We start from the raw sequence: 17,668 nt of genomic DNA on the forward strand, positions 1-17,668 counted from the left end.
GGCGGCGGCCGGCCCGACTTGCGCCCGTCCCCCGGTTGCGGTTACGTCGGAGACAGGTGTACGGGGTCCGAGACAGGTATGGACGTGACATCCGTCCCCTGGGCAGGGGGTGCGCATCGTGCTGTTCACCGACCGCGTCGACGCAGGTCGGCGCCTTGCCGAAGCGCTGCGACAGCTGGCGGGGGAAGAGCCCGTCGTGCTGGGCCTGCCGCGGGGCGGGGTCCCGGTGGCCTTCCAGGTGGCGCGGGCGCTCCATGCGCCGCTCGATGTGATCGTGGTCCGCAAACTGGGCGTCCCGTACCAGCGCGAGCTGGGGTTCGGTGCCATCGGTGAGGGCGGGGTGCGGGTGATCAGCGACGACATCGTCCGTCGCGGCCACCTCGGCCAGGCGGACCTGGCGTCCGTCGAACGCGCCGAGGAGGCGGAACTGGTACGCCAGGCGGAGAAGTTCCGCGCCGGACGCCCCCGGCTGTCCCTGGAGGGACGGACCGCGATCCTGGTGGACGACGGTATCGCCACCGGCTCCACGGCGGCCGCCGCCTGTGAGGTGGTACGGGCGCAGGGCGCGGCCCGGGTCGTGCTGGCCGTGCCGGTGGCACCTCCGGACGCGGCCGCACGACTCCGCAACAGTGCCGATGAATTCGTCTGTCTTTCCACGCCGTTCGGGTTCTCCGCCGTGGGCGAGTGGTACCAGGACTTCTCCCAGACCCCCGACGACGAAGTGGTCTCCCTGCTGGCACAGGCCGCCGCCCGGTCCGGCACGGGTGCCGGCACGGCCGCCGACGAGGGTTCGGGCGCCGGGGACGACCTGGGCCCCGAGGAGGGCGCGGCCCCCGTGGAGGACGTGGACGTCGAGGAGGAAGTGGCCATCGACGCCGCCGGGGTCCGGCTGACCGGCGATCTGAACCTGCCGGCGGGCGCCAAGGCGGTCGTGATGTTCGCCCACGGCTCCGGGAGCAGCCGGCACAGCCCCCGTAACCGGCTGGTCGCCACCGCCCTCAACCGGGCGGGCCTGGGCACCCTGCTCTTCGACCTGCTCACACCGGCGGAGGAGGCCAACCGGGCGAACGTCTTCGCCATCGAGACGCTGGCCGAGCGGCTGACCGACGCCACCGAGTGGCTGCGCGGCCGCGTCCCCGTACCGATCGGCTACTTCGGCGCGAGCACCGGGGCCGCCGCCGCGCTGCGCGCCGCCGCCTCCCCCAGCGCGGACGTCGGTGCCGTGGTCTCGCGCGGCGGCCGCCCGGACCTCGCCGGGCCGCTGCTGGCCGGCGTCCGCGCGCCGACCCTGCTGATCGTCGGCGGCAACGACCCGCTGGTCCTCGACCTCAACCGCGAGGCGGAATCCGCACTGCGCTGCGAGACCCGCCTCGACGTCATCCCCGGCGCCACCCACCTCTTCGAGGAGCACGGCGCGCTGGACCAGGTCGCCGAGCTCGCCCGGGACTGGTTCCTCGACCACCTGGTCGGCTGAGCGGGCCGGGCCGGGCCGGGGCCGGAGCCGGTACGGTCGCCCGTCGTCGGTCGGTCTCGTCGTCGGTCGGTCTCGTCCTCAATCGATGGTGAGTTCGCCCATCGCGCTCCAGCCGTGGGCGCCCTCGATGGTGGTGCTCACGATCTCGGGGGTACGGCGCAGCAGCGGGCGCATGGCCTCCAGACCGGCCCGGAAGTGGTCGGAGTTGACGTGCGCCTCGCCGGCGTCGTCCTGGAACGCCTCGACGAGTACGTAGGTGTTGGGGTCCTCCAGGCTGCGCGACCACTCGAACCACAGGTTGCCGGGTTCGGCACGGGTGGCGCCGGTGAAGGCGTGGACGCGCTGCGGCCACTCCTCGGCGTACTCGGGCTTCACGGGGAACTTGACGACAATGAAGATCATCCGTCGATTCTAGATCACATACGGATCTTTCCTGTTACCCGGGGGTTTGAGGATGAGTGTCATGGTCTGAGGTGCCCTTCGTGGCCTGCCGTGCACCGGTGATCAGGGCCGGGTCAGGGCTGGGTCAGGGCTCTCTCAGGGACGGGTCAGGGAAAGCCCTGACGGAATCGCGGCGGATGTTCCTCATGCTGAGTCACATGAGTTCTTCTTCCTTGTCCCGCAGGGCAGTTGTGGGTGTGGCGCTGTCCGGTGCGGCGGTCCTGGCGACGTCGGGCCTCGCCCGGGCCGCCGGCCGGGTTCCCGGCCCGCGGCCGCCGCACCGGCCCGTCCCCTCTACCCCGTCCACCCCGTCCGCCGCGTCCGCCCCTCCCGCTCCCCCGGTGCCTCCGCTGAACGTTCCGGCGCTGCGGGCCGCCATAGGCGATCTGGAGCATCCGCAGCTGACCGCGGCCCAGGTGCGGGTGAGCGGCTCGGCGGGACGGTGGTACGGCACCGCGGGCGTCGCCGACCGGGACACCGGCCGGGCGGTCCGGGCCCACGACACCTTCCGCATCGGCAGCATCACCAAGGTCTTCGTCGCCACGGTGGTGCTCCAGCTGGCCGCCGAGGGCCGGGTCGCGGTGGAGTCGCCGATCCAGCGCCAGCTGCCCGGGGTGCTGCCGGCCACGTTCCCGCCGATCACGGTGCTGCAGTTGCTGAACCACACCAGCGGACTCCCCCACGAGCAGGGCGAACCGGATATGTCCACTCCCGAGGCCGTCGCCCGGCACCGCTACGACCGCTGGACGCCCCGGCAGCTCGTCGCGCTCCTCCCGCACGGCCCGATGAAGTTCCCGCCCGGCAGCACACAGGAGTACCGCGGCATCAATTACGTCCTGCTGGCGCTGCTCATCGAGCGGCTGACCGGACGGCCGTACGGCGAGGTCGTCGCCGACCGCATCCTGCGCCCGCTCGGCCTGCGGCACACCTGCGTGCCGGGCAACGACCCGCGGATCCACGGCCCGCATGTGCACGGCTATCTGAAGATGACGGACGGGACCCTGCTGGACATCACCGATTTCGACCAGTCGGACTCCTGGGGCGAGGGCGAGATGATCTCCACCACCGGCGATCTGGACCGCTTCCTCACCGCGCTGTTCTCCGGTGAGCTGCTGCCGGGCCGTGAGCTGGACCGGATGTTCACGCTGCCGCCGGAGGAGGTGCGGATGACGGACGGCACCCCGGCGCGCTACAGCGCGGGCCTGCAGACGGTCACGGTGAACGGGATCACCTTCTGGGGGAAGACCGGCGAACGCTACGGCTACGCCTCGGCCATGGTCGCCACGCGGGACCAACAGCGGCGCGCGGTCCTGTCGTTCAACCCGGTCCGGCGCGACGCCACCCAGGTCCAGGCCACCCTCCGGATAGCCGACGCCCTGACGAAGCCCTGACGAAGCCTTTGGCGATGCCCTGAAGAAGCCACGATCCGGGCGCTGCCTCCGCCGGGCGCTGCCTCCGCCGGACGGAGGCGTAGCCGGCGCCCGTGGGGTTGACGGGGTCATCCCCAGGGGTGCCGGCTACGGGCGAGGGCGGTCGGGCCCTCAGCTCAGCACTGGGGCCGCTTGCCGTGGTTGGCTCCGCTCTTACGGCGCGACTTCTTCTTGCGACGGCGCTTCGAGGACATGGTGTCTCCCTTCTCCCTGGCGGCTCATCGATGGTTTCGCCGAATTTCTACCACTTCGGTGCGGTATCCCGCCCGGCGATCATGAGGCCCGTACCCAGCGTTGCGGGGCGTCACCCTCCGGCTCCCTGTGAGCCGTGCCACCGGAAGCCGTCCGGCCCGGTCCGCCGGGCCGGCGCCCTCACAGATCGGCGGCCTCACCGATCGGCGCCCTCACAGATCGGCTTCCTCGCCCAGGTACAGACCGGCGAACGCCTCGGCCGCCGCACGGGAACCGAGCAGCCGCCGCAGCCGGGCCGAGGCGGTGCCGGCCCGGAACCGGTCGCCGGACGAGGCGCCGTGCAGCGTCTCGGAGAGCCACTGGGAGAACTCCAGGTACTGCCAGACCCGCCGCAGGCCGGCGTCCGAGTAGCCGGCCAGGCCGGTGTCGTCGCCGTGGTGGTGCGCGATCAGCGCCTCACCGAGCAGCAGGGCGTCGTTGATCGCGAGGTTCATGCCCTTGGCGGCGATCGGCGCGACCAGATGGGCGGCGTCGCCCGCCAGGTAGAGCCGGCCGTACGCCATCGGCTCCACCACGTAGTTGTGCATGTCCAGAACGACCTTCTCCCGCAAGGGCCCTTCGGTCAGCGGCGGGGCGCCGGCGGCGGCGAGCCGGGTGTGCAGCTCGTCCCAGACGCGGGCGTGCGGCCAGTTGTCCGCGTCCTCACCGGGAGGGACCTGGAGGTAGTAGCGGGTGACCTCGGGGCTGCGGGCCATATGGGCGCCGAAACCGCGCTCGTGGATGCCGAAGACCACGCCATCGGCGGACGGCGGGGCCTCGGCGAGCAGGGCGAGCCAGGCGACGCCGTGGTCGTAGCGGGTCAGGGCGGTCCGTCCGGCGGGGATCGCGGCCCGCGTCACGCCGCGCGCGCCGTCGCAGCCGGCGATGATGTCGCAGGCGATGTGGTGCCGTGCGCCGGTCCGCGGATCGGTGTACGACACGGCGGGCCGGTCGCCGTCGATGTCGTGCAGCCGGACGTCACGCACGCCGAAGCGGGCGTCGCCGCCCGCCTCGTCGACGTACGCCGCGACCAGGTCGGTGACCAACAGCGGCTGGGGATAGACGAAGTGCCGCCGGCCGGTCAGTTCGGCCGTACGGAAGGTGTGCCGCCGCCCGTCGAAGCGGAACTCGAACTGCGCCTGGGTTTCGGCGGTTTCGAGCAGCCGGCCGGCCAGGCCGTGCCGGTCCAGGGCGCGCACCGCCCATTCCTCGATGAAGCCGGCGCGCGGCCGTCGTTCGATGAACTCCCTGCTCTCCGCCTCCAGTACCACGCAGTCGACACCGGCCGCGCGGAGCAGATTCGCGACGGTGAGCCCGGCGGGCCCGGCGCCGACGATGACGACCGAGGTGTGGGTGGAGGAGGCGGAGGCAGGCGGATTCACGTCGTGCGATTCCCTTCGGGCGGGGAGAAAGATCGCACGCAGTATGGCGGTTGGCCGGGTCACCCCGCCCGGCGGGCCTCAGTGCTGCCAGACCCGTACGTAATCGACCTTCATGTCCGCCGGCAGGACGGTCGGTCCGCCGATCGTCGACGACACGGTGTTGTCCATGATGAGGTACTGCGGGGACCTGGTGATGCCCGTCGCGATCCGGCCGACCTTCACGCCGTCGTAGTAGTAGGTGACGCTGCCCGGCTCCCAGTCGGCGCCGAAGGTGTGCCATCCGCTGAGGTTGCCGGGGGCGCAACCACCCGGGCCCCCCGAGGGCGAATGGAAGTGGAAGCAGGCCTTTCCGCCGAGCCCCTCCATCGTGTCGTTCTCGCCGTCCGTCGGCCAGTTCTGGCCGTTGGACCACAGGGCGGGCCAGTTGGCTATCTGCGTGCCGGCGGAGGGGAGGTACGCACGCCACTCCACGGCCCCGTAGGTGTAGGAGAACCGGCCGTTGCTGCTGACCAGCGCCCCGGTGTTCGGCTTGGTCTGTCCGCCGCAGGTCGAACGGCCCGCCTTGACCTTCAGATGCAGGGCGCCGTCACCGGGCAGCGTGGCATTGCGGGAGTCGTAGCAGGCCTGTTCCTTGCTGTTGACCGGCTTGGTGACCCCGGTGCCGAACCAGCCGGGCGTCCAGGTGCGGGACAGCGTCGTCCCGTTGAATTCATCGGCGAATTTCGTCGTCCAGCTGCCGGGAATTCCGGCCGGCCCGGCCGATGCGGGCCGGGGCGCGGTGGCAGCCAAGGGGCGGGTGGTGGTGGACGGCTGGGACGAGGACTTCGCGGCGCCCTCGGCGATCGCCGGGACGGAAACGAGCGCCCCGACGGCAAGTGTGGTCGCGGCCACCTTCAGACGATGCACGGTTCTGCTGCCCCTCTCGGAAATTCCCCCAATGAATACGGAATTCGACAAAGAACTGCGAATACGGGATCTCCGATGATTGCGCTGCGCCATCGGTGCATCACGACGTAATCCCGGTCACTCCGCCCCGAAACCGGGCGAGAGCGAATACCAGGCATACACGGAAAGAGCGCGGACCGGCCAGATTCACCGGCCCGATGTGCGGGGTCTCACATCGGGCCTCTCCCGCCTCGCCGGCTCACGCCTGGCGCGTGGGCAGCACGATGGCCTGGCGCAGATTGACGTGGCGGGCGCGGCTGGTCGTGTAGGCGATCAGGTCCGCGATGTCGTCCGCGGACAGGCCGAGCAGGGCGTCGAACATCCCGTCCAGCTGGCCGGACAGCTCCGCGTTGTCGATGTGGCCGCCCAGCTCGGTGTCCGTCAGGCCCGGCTCGATGTTGGTGACGCGGACGTCGCGCGGGCCCAGCTCCGTGCGCAGGGACTGCGAGAGGTACGTCAGCGCGGCCTTCGTCGCGCCGTACACCGCGTAGTTCGGGAAGGGGATGTGCGCGCCGATCGAGGAGATGTTGACCAGGTCCGCGGTACGGCCGGACTCCGCCACCGCGATCAGATCGGGCGTGAAGGCACGGATGACGCGCAGCGCGCCGGCCACGTTGGTGTCGAGCATCCGCTGCCATTCGTCGGCGCGGCCCTCGGTGACCGGGTTCGGCAGCATCACGCCCGCCGCGTTGACCACCAGGTCGACCCGGCCGTACGCGGCGTGCACCCGCTCCGCCGCCGCCTCCACGGACGCCGGGTCGGTGACGTCGGTGGCGACCGCGAGGGCCTGCCCGCCCGCCGCCTCGATCGTGCCGGCCAGTTCCGTCAGCCGCTCGGCCCGGCGGGCGAGCAGCGCCACCCGCACACCGTGCGAGGCGAGCAGCCGGGCGGTGGCCTCGCCCATCCCGCTGGCGGCTCCGGTGACGACGGCGGTACGGCCGGCAAGGGTGTCGTACGACATGGGAACTCCTGGTGAGAGGGGGTTGCCGCCGGGCGTCTCCCGGGGCTGATCCCACCTTGGGCCCGGCCGTCGCACTTACCCAGGGCTGCCGTTTTCCTGGGTCTGGCAGTACCAGGAACGGACCGGCTCCCGGCGCCTAGGATCGCGTCATGGACATATCCCCGGACCGGGAACTCGGCGACTTCCTGCGCTCGCGGCGCGCCCGTATCCAGCCGGAGGAGGTCGGGCTGCCCGGTCACGGCAGGCGGCGGGTGCCGGGCCTGCGGCGGGAGGAGGTCGCGCAGCTCGCGGGCGTCAGCGTCGACTACTACATCCGCCTCGAACAGGGCCGTGGCCCGTCCGTCTCGGATGCCGTGCTCGACGCCGTCGGGCGCGTCCTGCGCCTCGACGACACCGAGCAGGAGTACCTGCGGACGGTGGCCCGCCCCGCCGCCCGTCGCAGGGCCGCCGCCGGAGCCGCGCCCCAGAAGGTCCGCCCGGGCCTGCGTCTCCTCCTGGACAGCATCGACAGGGTCCCCGCGTTCATCCTCGGCCGCCGCATGGACGTGCTCGCCTGGAACGCGCTGGGCGATGCCGTCGTCGGCTTCTCCCAGATGCCGCCCGAGGAGCGCAATATGCCGCGCCAGGTGTTCCTCAACCCGCAGGCGCGCGAGCTGTATCCCGACTGGCCGGCGGTGGCCGCGGAGACGGTCGCCTATCTGCGCCTGGACGCGGGCAGCCATCCGCAGGACCGGCAACTGGCCACGCTGGTGGGCGAGTTGTCGTTGGGCAGCGAGGACTTCCGCCGGCTGTGGGCGGACCACCTGGTCAAGGAGAAGACCTCCGGTGCCAAGCGCATGCGGCATCCCGTGGTGGGTGAACTCACCATGCCGTACGAGACCTTGACCGTCTCCGGGGTGCCGGACCAGATGCTGGTGGTCTACACGCCGGAGCCCGGTTCGCAGACCGAGGAACGCCTGCGACTGCTGGCCAGCTGGGCGGCGACCCCGGCGGTCTGACCTCTGCGGGCGGGCCTCGCCGGAGCTCGCCCGCCCCCCTCCGCACTCAGTGGGCGACCGGCCGGCCGGTGACCACGGGCCGCACCTTGGTGAGCATCAGGTCCAGGAACTGGTCGGGGTGCCGGAACGACGCGAAGTGACTGGCGTTGCGTATGAGCGCGAAGTCCTTGACCGGTGCGGTGACGTCGTCGAAGAACCGCCGGGCGGGCTCGGGCGGGGTGAGCACGTCACGGTCGCCCTGGAACAGGAAGAACGGGATGCGGAACGCGGTCCCCTCGGCCCATTCGTCGATGCCCGTGGCCTCGGGCCCGAGCTGCTCGGAGAAGTTCATGCCCTTGAGGTAGGTGCGCAGTTCGCGGAGGCTGTGCAGCGGGGAGAACCAGAGCGACCGGATCACCACGGTCTTCATGGTGTCGTAGGTCAGCGGGTCGGACGTGACGACGAACTTGGCGTACTGCGACCACTGTTCGGGGCTCCAGGCCGTGGCGTCGGGGCCCGTGGCGGTGACGGCGGCCAGCTCCTTGCGCTTGCCGGACTCCCGGAGGCGCGCGCACAGCGCATCGTAGGAGGACCGGTCGCGGCCGCCCGCGACGATGTTCTGGTCGGTGCCGACGTAGCCGGAGAACAGCTCCGGGTGGCTGCGGGCCAGGCGGAGCCCGACCACGGAGCCGAAGGAGTTGGCGACCAGCAGGACCTTGCCGACGCCGAGCCGGGCGCGGAGGTGCTCGGTCAGCTCCAGGGCGTCGGCCAGCAGCCGGTCCAGGCTCATCTCGCCCTGCCCGGCCGGGCCGCCCCGGCCGAAGGTCTTGCCGGCGCCGCGCATGTCCCACCGCACGATCGTGAAGTGCTTCTCCCAGGCGCGGGTGCGCGGGGCGAAGACCAGGTTGGAGGCGCCGGGGCCGCCGTGCAGCTCCAGGACGACCGGGTTGCGGCGGTCCTCGCCGCGCACGGAGACGTACTGGTCGATGCCTCCGAGGCGGACGAAGCCGGCCTCGTCGATCCCCCCGGGCGCGGTGATGCGCAGCTTCTGGGCCAGCGAAGCGCGCTTGACCTGGCGGTACCCCAGCAGCCCGGCCGCCGGCCCGGCGACGACGGCGGCACCGGACACAGCAAGAACGGTTCCGAGCATCATGAGTGTGTTCCCCCTAAACTGTTTATGCCATCAGCAGTGAGCTTTACGGTATATACAGTTGGAGCGGACGTCAACCGGCTTCCGTTCGACCGCGAGGAGAAGGAGGACCGCCGTGGCCAGGACCACCAAGGCCAAGGAGGCGCGGGACGTACGCGCGAGCCTCGCGCTGCTGTGGAACGAGCAGGGCCGGCCCACCCGCGGGCCCAAGCCCAGCCTCACCCCCCACCGCATAGCGGAGGCCGCCGTGGCGCTGGCCGACGCCGAGGGCCTGGAAGCCGTCTCCATGAACAAGGTCGCCGGCACGTTCGGCGTCTCGGCGATGGCGCTGTACCGCTATGTCCCCGGCAAGGCCGAACTGGTCGAGCTGATGGTCGAGGCCGTGCTCGCGGAGCGGCCCGACCTCTCGGCGGCGGGAGACGGCTGGCGGCCGCGGCTGACCGAGTGGGCCCGCCGGTCCTGGGCCGTCTACCAGGCCCACCCCTGGCTGCTCACGGCCACCGCGATGCGCCGCCAGGCCCTGGGCCCCCACCAACTGGGCTGGCTGGACGCCGCGTTGGCCGCTCTGGAGCCGACCGGTCTGACCGCGGCCCAACGGCACCAGGTCTTCCTGCTCGTGGTGGGACTGATCCGCAACCTCGCCCAGCAGCTGCTGGATTTCGACGCGCAGCAGGACGAGGAGTGGAACCGCCTCACGGGCGAGCTCCTCGACCGGCACGCCGACCGCTTCCCCGCCCTGACCAGGGCCGTCGCCGCCGGTGCCTTCGCCCCCGCCGCCGAGGACCCGCTCGCCTTCGGCCTGGACCGCATCCTCGACGGTGTCCAGACCCTCATCGACCGCGAGGCGCCGCGCGGCAGTTAGGGATGCGGCCCCCGGCCCAGGGAATTACCGGCCCGCGGCGAGCTTGGCGTGGTCGGTGTCGGGGAGCCAGTCGCGCCGCGGGGCGTAGTCCAGCCAGCGCCGGGAGCGGCCGGTTTCGGTGAAGCCGCGGAGCAGGGTGTCGAGCAGCGGGTGGCGGGTGGACTCGCGCCAGGCCAGCGACCAGGCGTAGAGCGGGACCGGCTCGACGAGCGGGATGGCGCGCAGGCCCGCGTGGTCGGGCAGCGGGGCGTCGGCGGGGAAGAGGGTGAAGCACGCGGTGTCGCCGCGGAGGTGCTGGACGAGGTGGTCCAGTCCGAGGTTGGGGCCGTCCTGCCGCCGGGTGAGGCCGAAGGCGTCGGCGAAGCGGCGGAGGAAGTCCAGCCGGGTCAGCTCGGCCGGGCACCACAGGGTGCTCTCGCGCAGGTCGGCCGGGCGCAGCGCCTCAGCGCCGGCCAGCGGATGGCCGGGGCCGACCACCGCGTCGACGGGTTCCAGCCGCACCAGCCGCTGGGTGAGCCCCGCGTCGCGGCCGCCGGACAGCGGGTGCACCCGGCCGAAGCCCAGGTCGGTCCCGCCGCGCAGCAGGGCCTGCGCGACCGAGGGCCAGTCGCGCCCCGGCCCGGGCTCCAGCCGCACCGGCCCGAGCGCCTGCACGGCCTGGGCGACGGTGCGCATCGGTGCGTAGAGGTGGCCCCAGGTGTCGATCCGTACGGCCGGGCCGGACCCGCTCACCGCCGCGAGCGCGCGCTCGCCCGCCGCCAGCGCCTCGTGCGCGGCCGGCAGGAACCGCTCGCCCGCCTCGGTCAGCCGGACGCCGCCCTCGCGCACGAAGAGCCGCACGGCCAGCAGTTCCTCCAGCCGTGCGATGCGCTTGGACAGCGCCTGCTGACTGGTCTTCAGCTGCTCGGCGGCCCGCCCGAAGTGCAGCGTCCCGGCGGTCGTGGTGAACGCACGGACCAGGGCGAGGTCGAGATCCATGCCGCTGACCTTATGCGACAACCACGCGTTGTCGGCCGGTCCGTTCGGTTGTTGGCCGGGCCACCGCACCGCCCGGTCAGATGGTCCTCGACGCCGCACCGGGCGTCGCACCGGGGGCGGCCCCGGAAGCCACCAAGGAGGACCGACCACGATGAAAGCGCTGATACCGACCGGGGATCCCGCCGAGCCGGTCGTACTCGCCGACGTCCCCGAGCCGACCCCGCGCCCCCACGAGGCGCTGGTCAAGGTCGAGGCGTTCTCGGTCAACCGGGGCGAGACGTTCAAGCTGGAGCGGCCGGTGCCCGGCGAGCGCCCCGGGAAGGACGTCGCGGGGCTGGTGGTGCAGCCGGCCGCCGACGGGAGCGGGCCGTCCGGGATCACCCGGGTCGTCGGCCACCCCATGGCGGGCGGCTGGGCGGAGTACGTGGCGGTGCCGACGGACGCGCTCGCGGTGCTGCCGGACGGGGTGTCGGTGCTCCAGGGCGCGGCGCTGCCGCTGGCCGGGCTCACCGCGGTGCGGCTGCTGCGCGCGGCCGGGCCCGTGGTGGGCCGGCGGGTCCTGCTGACCGGTGCGTCCGGCGGCGTGGGCCATTACGTGACCGAGCTCGCGGCCGCGGCGGGGGCGCAGGTCACCGCCGTGACGAGGGACGCCGAACGCGGCGCCCGGCTGGCCGGACTCGGCGCCGCCGAGATCGTCCATGACGTCGCCGACGCGAGCGGCCCCTACGACCTCGTACTGGAGTCGACCGGCGGCCGGGCCCTTCCGCTCGCGCTGGCGCGGCTGGCCCGGCGCGGCACGCTCATCTGGTTCGGGCAGGCCAGCCGCACCCCGGTCACGCTCGACTTCTTCGAGTTCTTCCGCGGCCCCGAGTCGGCCGTGCTCCGGCACTTCCACTACCTCGACGCGGACACCCGCCTCGACGACGACCTGGCGGCGCTGGTCCGGCTGACCGAACAGGGCCGGCTGCACCCGGAGATCGGCCGTGTCGCGGACTGGGCCGACACCGCGGCCACCCTCATCGATCTGCGCGACCGCCGCATCCGCGGCAAGGCCGTGCTCACCCTGTCCTGAACACTTCGCCGTTCGGCTTTCCCCTTCCCTTCCACGGCCGGACCTCCCGGCCCATTGCACGCACACGAACGAACTCACGCACGCACACGAACGAAGGAGCACGACCATGAGCACCCTCACCGACCCCCGGACCGTCGTCATCCGCTACGTCGAGGCGGTCCGCGACGGCGACGCCGACGTCATCCGCGACAGCTTCGCCGAGGACGCGACCTGGCACTACCCGGGCAGCCTGCCGGTCTCCAAGGTCTGGCGGGGCCGCGAGGCGATCGTCGAGGACTTCCTCGGCGGCATGGGACCCGCCTTCGTCCCCGGCACCATGGAGATAGCGCTGGTCAGCACCGTGGCCGAGGGCGACCGGGTGGTCGCCGAATGGACGGCCAGGGCCACGACCGTGCACGGCGACCGTTACGACAACCGCTGCCTGGGCATCTACACCGTCCGCGACGGCAGGATCGTCTCCGTCATCGAGTACGCCGACACCCACCACGTGGCCCTCACCCTCTTCCCGGACCACGTCGACGCCCGCCCCGCCGGCGGCGCGTGAGCCGCGGGCACCGTCCGGCGGTGGCCGCGCCGCCCCGTTCAGTCGCCGGCCACCAGGATCTGGGGCGCGGCTTCCTTGATGCGGGTGGTGATCCAGGCCGACTGGGTGCGGGTCTGCTGCTGGAGCGGGGTGAGGGCGGTCAGCAGGGACCGGTCGCGGAGGGCCCGGGCGGCCTGGCCGAGCATGATCCAGTTGATGTGGGTGGTCTCGGCCTTGACGTACAGCCGGCGCAGATCGCGCAGCAGGAGGAGGCCGGACTCGGGCCGCCGGCCGAGGAGTTCGGCGGCCTCGTGGCGCAGCGCGTCCCGGGCCGCGGTCAGCAGGTCGGAGTGGACCGGTGGGTGGAGGGTGGCTCCGTGGCGTGCGCCCCAGCCACGGATCTGCTCGGCGTGCTCGTCGCACTGCGCGGCGAGGGTGTGGCAGGGGTAGTACGTGCCGTGGTCGGCGGCATGGCGTTCCGCCACGGCGTGGTAGGCGGCCGCCAACTCCGTTTCGGACGCGTGGAGTTCCTTCAGCAGGAGGCCGGTCTTGCTCATGGGCTTTCCTTCGGGGGCGGCGGGGTCGTGGCGCTGAGGCCGGGTTCGCTGATGACGACGGGCCGGCCGCCGACCGCCGCATCGGCGACCTTGACGATGCGGACGGCGGTGACCTTGTAGACCGGCTGTTTGGAGACCGGGTCCCATTCGGTGCGGGTGAGTTCGTTGGCGGCCCGGTTGTGGCGGTCGGGGTCGGTCTGGTCGAAGTAGCCGTAGTGGAACGGGGCGAAGACCACGCCGGGGCGGGGTCCGCCCAGGAAGGCGAGGGCCACCAGGTCGCCGCGGCGGGAGGCGACGCGCACCAGGTCGCCCTCGGCGATGCCGGCGCGCGCGGCGTCCTCGGGGTGCAGTTCGACCCACATCTCCGGGGCCGCGTCCTGGAGTTGGGGGGTGCGCGCCGTCTTGGTGCGGGTGTGCCAGTGGTGGACGGTGCGGCCGGTGGTGAGCTGGAGCGGGTAGCGCTCGTCGACCGGTTCGTGCGGCGGCAGGTAGGGCGCCGCCTTGAGTACGGCCCGGCCGCCGGGGTCGTGGGCGCGGTAGGCGTCGGCGTCCTTCTGGGCGCCGGTGGTCAGGTCGTGGCCGTAGTCCTCGCAGCGGTCGGCCGCGGTGGGGAAGAGGTGGTCGGTGTAGAGGCGTTCGGTGCCGTCGGGCGCCCGGTCGGTGCACGGCCACTGGACGGCGCCGTCGTGGCGCAGCTTGTCGTAGGTGAGGGCCGACTGGTCGCAGGGGCGGCCCCGGGTGAGGGCGATGAAGTCGTGCCAGGCTTCCTCGGGCCGGGTCCACGGGAGCAGCGGACGGCCGTCCCGGTCGGTGAGGTCCATCCGCCGGGCGTAGTCCAGGAGGATGTCGAAGTCGCTGCGGGCCTCGCCGGGCGGATCGACGGCCCGCGCGGACAGGTGCACGGTCCGGTCGGCGTTGGTGAAGCAGCCGGTCTTCTCGCCCCACATCGCGGCCGGCAGGACGACGTCGGCCAGGGCGGTGGTCTCGGTGGGGAAGGCGTCGGACACCACGAGGAACAGCCGGTCGGAGCCGTAGATGGCGCGGATGCGGTGGAGTTCGGGGAGGGAGACGGCGGGGTTGGTGCCGGTGACCCACAGGAACCTGATCGAGCCGTTCTCGCAGTGCCGGAAGATCTCCATGGCGTGGGTGGGCGGTGACCAGTGCGGGATCTGCAGGACGTCGACGTTCCAGGCGTCGGCGAGCCGCTGGACGTGCGTGTCGTTCTGCCAGTTGAGGTAGGCGGGCAGGGTGCCGTCGGCGCCGGTCTCGCGGGTGTTCTCGGCGGTGGGCTGGCCGTTCATCTGGAAGACGGTGCAGCCGGGGCGGCCGATCATGCCGCGTACCAGGTTGATGTTGTTGACCTGGACGGCCGCGGCGGTGGCCTGGTGGGACTGGTAGACGCCCTGCAGCACGGTGGACACCAGCCGGTGGCCGGTGCCGATGATCCGGGCGGCCGCACGGATGTCGTCGGCCGGTACGCCGCAGAGGTCCGCCGCCTTCTCCGCGGGGTACCGCGCGGTGACCTCCGCCAGCTCCTCGAAGCCGACGGTGTGCGCGTCGAGGAAGGCCCGGTCGATCCGGTCGTGGCTGATCAGCTCGTGCAGGAGGGCGTTGAGCAGGGCGACGTTGGTGCCCGGCCGGAGGGCCAGGTGGACGTCGGCCTCGCGCGCGGTGGGTGTAGACCGCGGGTCGATCACGACCAGCCGGGGGCGGTCCGGGCCGTGCAGCCGGTCGAGCATCCGGGACCACAGCACGGTCTGGGTCTCCGCGACGTTGTGGCCGACCAGCAGCAGGGTGTCGCAGACGTCGATGTCACGGTACGAACCGGGGGCGCCGTCGCTGCCGAAGCTCTCGATCAGCGCCCATTCCGCGGTGGCGGTGCACAGCCGGGTGTTGCCGTCCAGGTGCGGGGTGCCGATGCCGGCGCGGGCGATCAGGGCCTGGGCGTAGTACTCCTCGGCGAACAGCTGGCCGCTGGTGTAGAACGCCATGGCCAGCGGCCCGTGCTCGGCGAGCACCGCCTTCGACCGGTCGGTCACCGCACGCATCGCGGTGTCCCAGTCCGCCGGCCGGAGGGCACCGTCCGACCGGACCAGGGGACGGGTGAGCCGGTCGTCGGAGTGGTTGGCCTGCCAGCCGTAGAGGCCCTTCGGTCCCAGCCGGCCGTGGTTGACCCGGTCGTCCTCCCGGCCGCGTACGCCGACCATGCGTCCCCGGGCGACCGCGATGTCCAGGCCGCAGCCGTTGGAGCACAGCACGCACGCGGACGGCACCCAGTGCTCGACCTCGTCGTCCGGCACGGTCAGGTACCGGTCCGGGCGGCGTGGCCACCGGTCGCCGGCGCCGAACGGTGTGCGTGCTCCCCACACATCGGTGATCCGGTCAGCCATCGGAGCGGTCCCTTCCAGGTGTGTCACGTCCGGTGCCGGCGGCCGTGCCGCCGCCGTCGCCCTGGGCGCCGATCAGGAGGAGCGCGACGTCGTCGTGGAGCGGTGAGGGCAGGCCGGTGCGGCGGAGGAGGTCGTCGGCGAGGGTCTCCATGGGCGGGGGCCCGGAGCGGGCGAGGTGGCCGGCGAGCTCGGCGATCTCCTCCTCGATGTCGCCGCCGGGCGCTTCGACGAGTCCGTCCGTGTAGAGGGCGAGCACACTGCCGGGCCGGAGGGTGATCTCGGTCATCGGGTAGTCGGTGTCGGGGTCGATGCCGAGCAGCAGACCGGGCGGCAGGGTGAGGATCTCGGTGTGCCCGTCGGGGTGGCGCAGCAGCGGGGGCGGATGGCCGGCGCTGGCCATCCGGGCGCGGTGCTCGGCGAGGTCGAGGTGGACGTAGAGGCAGCTGGTCAGCAGTCGGGCGTCCAGGTCGGTGAGCAGGCGGTTGGTGCGGGCCAGGACCTCGCCGGGCGGCGCGCCGGCGGTGGCGTGGACGGCGGTGCGGACCTGGCCCATCAGGGTGGCGGCGTCCACGTTGTGGCCCTGGACGTCGCCGATGGCCGCGGCGGCGGTGCGGTCCCCGAGGTGGATGAGGTCGTAGAAGTCGCCGCCGATGTCGGTGACCCGGCCGGCCGGGAGGTAGCGGGCGGCCACGTCCAGGCCGGGGATCCGGGGCAGGGCGGTGGGCAGCAGACCGGCCTGCAGGCTGCGGGCGAGCCGGTGTTTGGTGTCGTAGAGCAGGGCGCGGTCCAGGGCCTGGGCGACGAGCCCGGCGAGGGAGGTCAGCATGGCGCGCTCCTGCGGGCCCCAGGGGAAGGGCCGGTCGTAGGCGAGGACCAGCGAGCCGACGGGTGCGCCGGAGGCGATCAGGGGCAGGAAGGCCCAGGCGGCCATGTCATCGAGCAGGACGGCATCGGGATAGGCCCGCCGGAGGTCCTCGAACGTGCCGAAGAAGCTGGGGACGCCGCTGGACAGGACGCGGACGACCGGGGTGTTCGCGGTCAGCGTCAGGCCCTCGAAGCGGTCCAGCACCCCGGCGGTGAAGCCGCGGTGGCCGACGATCCGCAGCCGTCCCTCCACGGCGGTCGTCAGGGCCAGGGCCTGGATGCCGAAGGCCGGCATGATCTGGTTGGCGACCCGTTCCGTCACGTCCTGCACGCCGACCGCTTCGGTCAGCGCGGCGGCCAGGTGCAGCAGGTGGTAGAGCACGTCCGCCCGGCTGGGGGCGGCGGGGGCGGCCGGACGGCCCGGCCGGGAGCCGTCCGCGGGGCGGTCCGCGGCGGCGGGCCGGTCGGTGGCCCGGTCCGTCAGCTGGTCCGAGGCGGCCGGGGTGATCAGGACGCTGAGGCCGCCGCCGTCCGGGTGGAGGTGGAAGGACAGCCACCGGTCCGGCGGGCGCAGCGCGGTGAAGGAGACCGGCTGCCGGCTGATGACCGCGGCGCGGTAGTGGTCCTCGAAGACCGGGTCGTGCAACCAGGGCAGCGCCTCCCACGGCAGCGCGCCGCGCAGCTCGGCGACGGGGGCGCCGACCAGCTCCGCGGCGGCGGCGGTGAGGAAGGTGATCCGGCCGTCGAGGTCCAGCGCGCAGCAGCCCTCGGGCAGCCGCTCGGCGAAGTCGAAGGCCGCCAGCGCCTCGGCCGTATCGGGCGCGCGGGTCCGCAGTGCCGGGATGATCCGTGGCTCCGGCCCCGGGACGACCGGGTGGCCGGTGTCGGCGGCGTGCTGCAGCAGCAGGCCCATGTGGTGGCAGCAGGCGCGGAGGCAGTCGTGCTCGCGCGGGGCGAGTTCCGGCGGGTGCGAGCCGGGCCAGAGCAGTGCCAGGCCGCCCCATGCGGTCCCGTCGGCGGTGATCGGCGCGGTGGCCACCGCGAAGGCGTACGGCAGGGCGAGGGCGGCCCGGGGGTAGCGGCGGGCCATCTCCTCGTGTCCGGCGACCCACACCAGGCGCCGCTCGCGGACCGCGTCCGACACCGGGACCGCCCCGGCCAGCCGCATCTGTTCCCAGGGGGCGACGATGCGCTGGGAGATGCCCGTCATGACGGTCAGGTGCAGCCGGTTGTCGCCCGGCGGCAGCAGGAACACCAGGCCGGCGGAGGCCCCCGTTTCCTGGACGGCCTGGACCAGGGGGGCGTCCAGCAGCATGTCGGAGCCCCCGGCGGCAGCGGACCCGAAGACCTCCGTCACCGCGTCAGCCTCCCCGGCCGGTCGCCGCATCTGCCGCACCGCGCATCCACCATATCGGGACGATACGCCCGCAA

At 72.9% G+C, this 17,668-nt stretch carries 16 protein-coding genes; 6 read left to right on the top strand and 10 right to left on the bottom strand.

The features are described from left to right. Positions 1 to 118: 118 nt before the first annotated feature. Positions 119 to 1,474: a phosphoribosyltransferase family protein gene (locus ACFV1J_RS13845; protein ID WP_385857553.1), complete on the top strand. Its 1,356-nt coding sequence runs from the start codon at positions 119 to 121 to the stop codon at positions 1,472 to 1,474. A 78-nt stretch (positions 1,475 to 1,552) separates the two neighbouring features. Here ACFV1J_RS13845 and ACFV1J_RS13850 read toward each other — a convergent pair whose 3' ends face one another. Beyond that, positions 1,553 to 1,876 carry a putative quinol monooxygenase gene (locus ACFV1J_RS13850; protein ID WP_385857554.1) on the bottom strand — a complete coding sequence of 108 codons (324 nt, stop codon included), beginning with the start codon at positions 1,874 to 1,876 and terminating at the stop codon, positions 1,553 to 1,555. A 197-nt stretch (positions 1,877 to 2,073) separates the two neighbouring features. On the opposite strand from ACFV1J_RS13850, the gene ACFV1J_RS13855 reads away from it, so the two are divergent. Beyond that, a complete protein-coding gene (locus ACFV1J_RS13855; RefSeq protein WP_385857555.1) occupies positions 2,074 to 3,306 on the top strand; it encodes a serine hydrolase domain-containing protein in 1,233 nt (410 codons plus the stop codon). A gap of 155 nt (positions 3,307 to 3,461) precedes the next feature. Here ACFV1J_RS13855 and ACFV1J_RS13860 read toward each other — a convergent pair whose 3' ends face one another. The 4 genes from ACFV1J_RS13860 to ACFV1J_RS13875 all read right to left on the bottom strand — a co-directional run bounded on the left by ACFV1J_RS13860 (position 3,462) and on the right by ACFV1J_RS13875 (position 6,864). Beyond that, on the bottom strand, positions 3,462 to 3,539 hold the full coding sequence (locus ACFV1J_RS13860; RefSeq protein WP_381394572.1) for a 50S ribosomal protein bL37: 78 nt from the start codon (positions 3,537 to 3,539) through the stop codon (positions 3,462 to 3,464). A gap of 210 nt (positions 3,540 to 3,749) precedes the next feature. Continuing rightward, positions 3,750 to 4,958 carry a 4-hydroxybenzoate 3-monooxygenase gene (locus tag ACFV1J_RS13865; RefSeq protein ID WP_385857556.1) on the bottom strand — a complete coding sequence of 403 codons (1,209 nt, stop codon included), beginning with the start codon at positions 4,956 to 4,958 and terminating at the stop codon, positions 3,750 to 3,752. A 78-nt stretch (positions 4,959 to 5,036) separates the two neighbouring features. Beyond that, a complete protein-coding gene (locus ACFV1J_RS13870; protein WP_385857557.1) occupies positions 5,037 to 5,849 on the bottom strand; it encodes a family 16 glycosylhydrolase in 813 nt (270 codons plus the stop codon). 253 nt (positions 5,850 to 6,102) lie between these two features. Next, the gene (locus tag ACFV1J_RS13875) at positions 6,103 to 6,864 is read right to left on the bottom strand and encodes an SDR family oxidoreductase (RefSeq protein WP_385857558.1); all 762 of its coding nucleotides are present in this window, start codon (positions 6,862 to 6,864) and stop codon (positions 6,103 to 6,105) included. Between the two features lie 149 nt (positions 6,865 to 7,013). Here ACFV1J_RS13875 and ACFV1J_RS13880 point away from each other — a divergent pair, with 149 nt between their 5' ends. Beyond that, positions 7,014 to 7,862 carry a helix-turn-helix transcriptional regulator gene (locus ACFV1J_RS13880; protein ID WP_385857559.1) on the top strand — a complete coding sequence of 283 codons (849 nt, stop codon included), beginning with the start codon at positions 7,014 to 7,016 and terminating at the stop codon, positions 7,860 to 7,862. A 46-nt stretch (positions 7,863 to 7,908) separates the two neighbouring features. Here the strand turns inward: ACFV1J_RS13880 and ACFV1J_RS13885 are convergent, their stop codons facing one another. Then, complete coding sequence (locus ACFV1J_RS13885; RefSeq protein WP_385857560.1) at positions 7,909 to 8,994, bottom strand: alpha/beta fold hydrolase; 1,086 nt, start codon at positions 8,992 to 8,994, stop codon at positions 7,909 to 7,911. A gap of 112 nt (positions 8,995 to 9,106) precedes the next feature. On the opposite strand from ACFV1J_RS13885, the gene ACFV1J_RS13890 reads away from it, so the two are divergent. Next, a complete protein-coding gene (locus tag ACFV1J_RS13890; protein ID WP_385857561.1) occupies positions 9,107 to 9,853 on the top strand; it encodes a TetR/AcrR family transcriptional regulator in 747 nt (248 codons plus the stop codon). A gap of 24 nt (positions 9,854 to 9,877) precedes the next feature. Here the strand turns inward: ACFV1J_RS13890 and ACFV1J_RS13895 are convergent, their stop codons facing one another. Beyond that, a complete protein-coding gene (locus ACFV1J_RS13895) occupies positions 9,878 to 10,831 on the bottom strand; it encodes a LysR family transcriptional regulator (RefSeq protein WP_385857562.1) in 954 nt (317 codons plus the stop codon). A gap of 151 nt (positions 10,832 to 10,982) precedes the next feature. Between ACFV1J_RS13895 and ACFV1J_RS13900 the strand changes: the two genes are divergently transcribed. Then, entirely contained in the window at positions 10,983 to 11,903 is a 921-nt protein-coding gene (locus ACFV1J_RS13900) for a zinc-binding dehydrogenase (RefSeq protein ID WP_385857563.1), read from the top strand. Between the two features lie 106 nt (positions 11,904 to 12,009). Next, the gene (locus tag ACFV1J_RS13905) at positions 12,010 to 12,447 is read left to right on the top strand and encodes a nuclear transport factor 2 family protein (protein ID WP_385857564.1); all 438 of its coding nucleotides are present in this window, start codon (positions 12,010 to 12,012) and stop codon (positions 12,445 to 12,447) included. 38 nt (positions 12,448 to 12,485) lie between these two features. On the opposite strand, the gene ACFV1J_RS13910 is transcribed toward ACFV1J_RS13905, so the two are convergent. The 3 genes from ACFV1J_RS13910 to ACFV1J_RS13920 are packed head-to-tail and all read right to left on the bottom strand — an operon-like array spanning position 12,486 to position 17,552. Beyond that, positions 12,486 to 12,983 carry a hypothetical protein gene (locus ACFV1J_RS13910; protein ID WP_385857565.1) on the bottom strand — a complete coding sequence of 166 codons (498 nt, stop codon included), beginning with the start codon at positions 12,981 to 12,983 and terminating at the stop codon, positions 12,486 to 12,488. Beyond that, entirely contained in the window at positions 12,980 to 15,373 is a 2,394-nt protein-coding gene (locus ACFV1J_RS13915; protein ID WP_385857566.1) for a molybdopterin oxidoreductase family protein, read from the bottom strand. Before ACFV1J_RS13915 ends, ACFV1J_RS13910 begins: the two co-directional genes overlap by 4 nt. Further along, positions 15,366 to 17,552: a SpoIIE family protein phosphatase gene (locus ACFV1J_RS13920; protein ID WP_385857620.1), complete on the bottom strand. Its 2,187-nt coding sequence runs from the start codon at positions 17,550 to 17,552 to the stop codon at positions 15,366 to 15,368. Before ACFV1J_RS13920 ends, ACFV1J_RS13915 begins: the two co-directional genes overlap by 8 nt. Positions 17,553 to 17,668 lie beyond the last annotated feature (116 nt).

Origin of the sequence: Streptomyces sp. NPDC059649 (assembly GCF_042734445.1) — a bacterium.
In the GTDB taxonomy this organism is placed as follows: domain Bacteria; phylum Actinomycetota; class Actinomycetes; order Streptomycetales; family Streptomycetaceae; genus Streptomyces.

Bases quoted from the DNA above. Each gene is read 5' to 3' on its own strand.
- ACFV1J_RS13850 (WP_385857554.1), bottom strand. From the start codon at position 1,876: ATGATCTTCATTGTCGTCAAGTTCCCCGTGAAGCCCGAGTACGCCGAG.
- ACFV1J_RS13855 (WP_385857555.1), top strand. From the start codon at position 2,074: ATGAGTTCTTCTTCCTTGTCCCGCAGGGCAGTTGTGGGTGTGGCGCTG.
- ACFV1J_RS13860 (WP_381394572.1), bottom strand. From the start codon at position 3,539: ATGTCCTCGAAGCGCCGTCGCAAGAAGAAGTCGCGCCGTAAGAGCGGA.
- ACFV1J_RS13875 (WP_385857558.1), bottom strand. From the start codon at position 6,864: ATGTCGTACGACACCCTTGCCGGCCGTACCGCCGTCGTCACCGGAGCC.
- ACFV1J_RS13880 (WP_385857559.1), top strand. From the start codon at position 7,014: ATGGACATATCCCCGGACCGGGAACTCGGCGACTTCCTGCGCTCGCGG.
- ACFV1J_RS13885 (WP_385857560.1), bottom strand. From the start codon at position 8,994: ATGATGCTCGGAACCGTTCTTGCTGTGTCCGGTGCCGCCGTCGTCGCC.
- ACFV1J_RS13895 (WP_385857562.1), bottom strand. From the start codon at position 10,831: ATGGATCTCGACCTCGCCCTGGTCCGTGCGTTCACCACGACCGCCGGG.
- ACFV1J_RS13900 (WP_385857563.1), top strand. From the start codon at position 10,983: ATGAAAGCGCTGATACCGACCGGGGATCCCGCCGAGCCGGTCGTACTC.
- ACFV1J_RS13905 (WP_385857564.1), top strand. From the start codon at position 12,010: ATGAGCACCCTCACCGACCCCCGGACCGTCGTCATCCGCTACGTCGAG.
- ACFV1J_RS13910 (WP_385857565.1), bottom strand. From the start codon at position 12,983: ATGAGCAAGACCGGCCTCCTGCTGAAGGAACTCCACGCGTCCGAAACG.
- ACFV1J_RS13915 (WP_385857566.1), bottom strand. From the start codon at position 15,373: ATGGCTGACCGGATCACCGATGTGTGGGGAGCACGCACACCGTTCGGC.
- ACFV1J_RS13920 (WP_385857620.1), bottom strand. From the start codon at position 17,552: ATGCTGCTGGACGCCCCCCTGGTCCAGGCCGTCCAGGAAACGGGGGCC.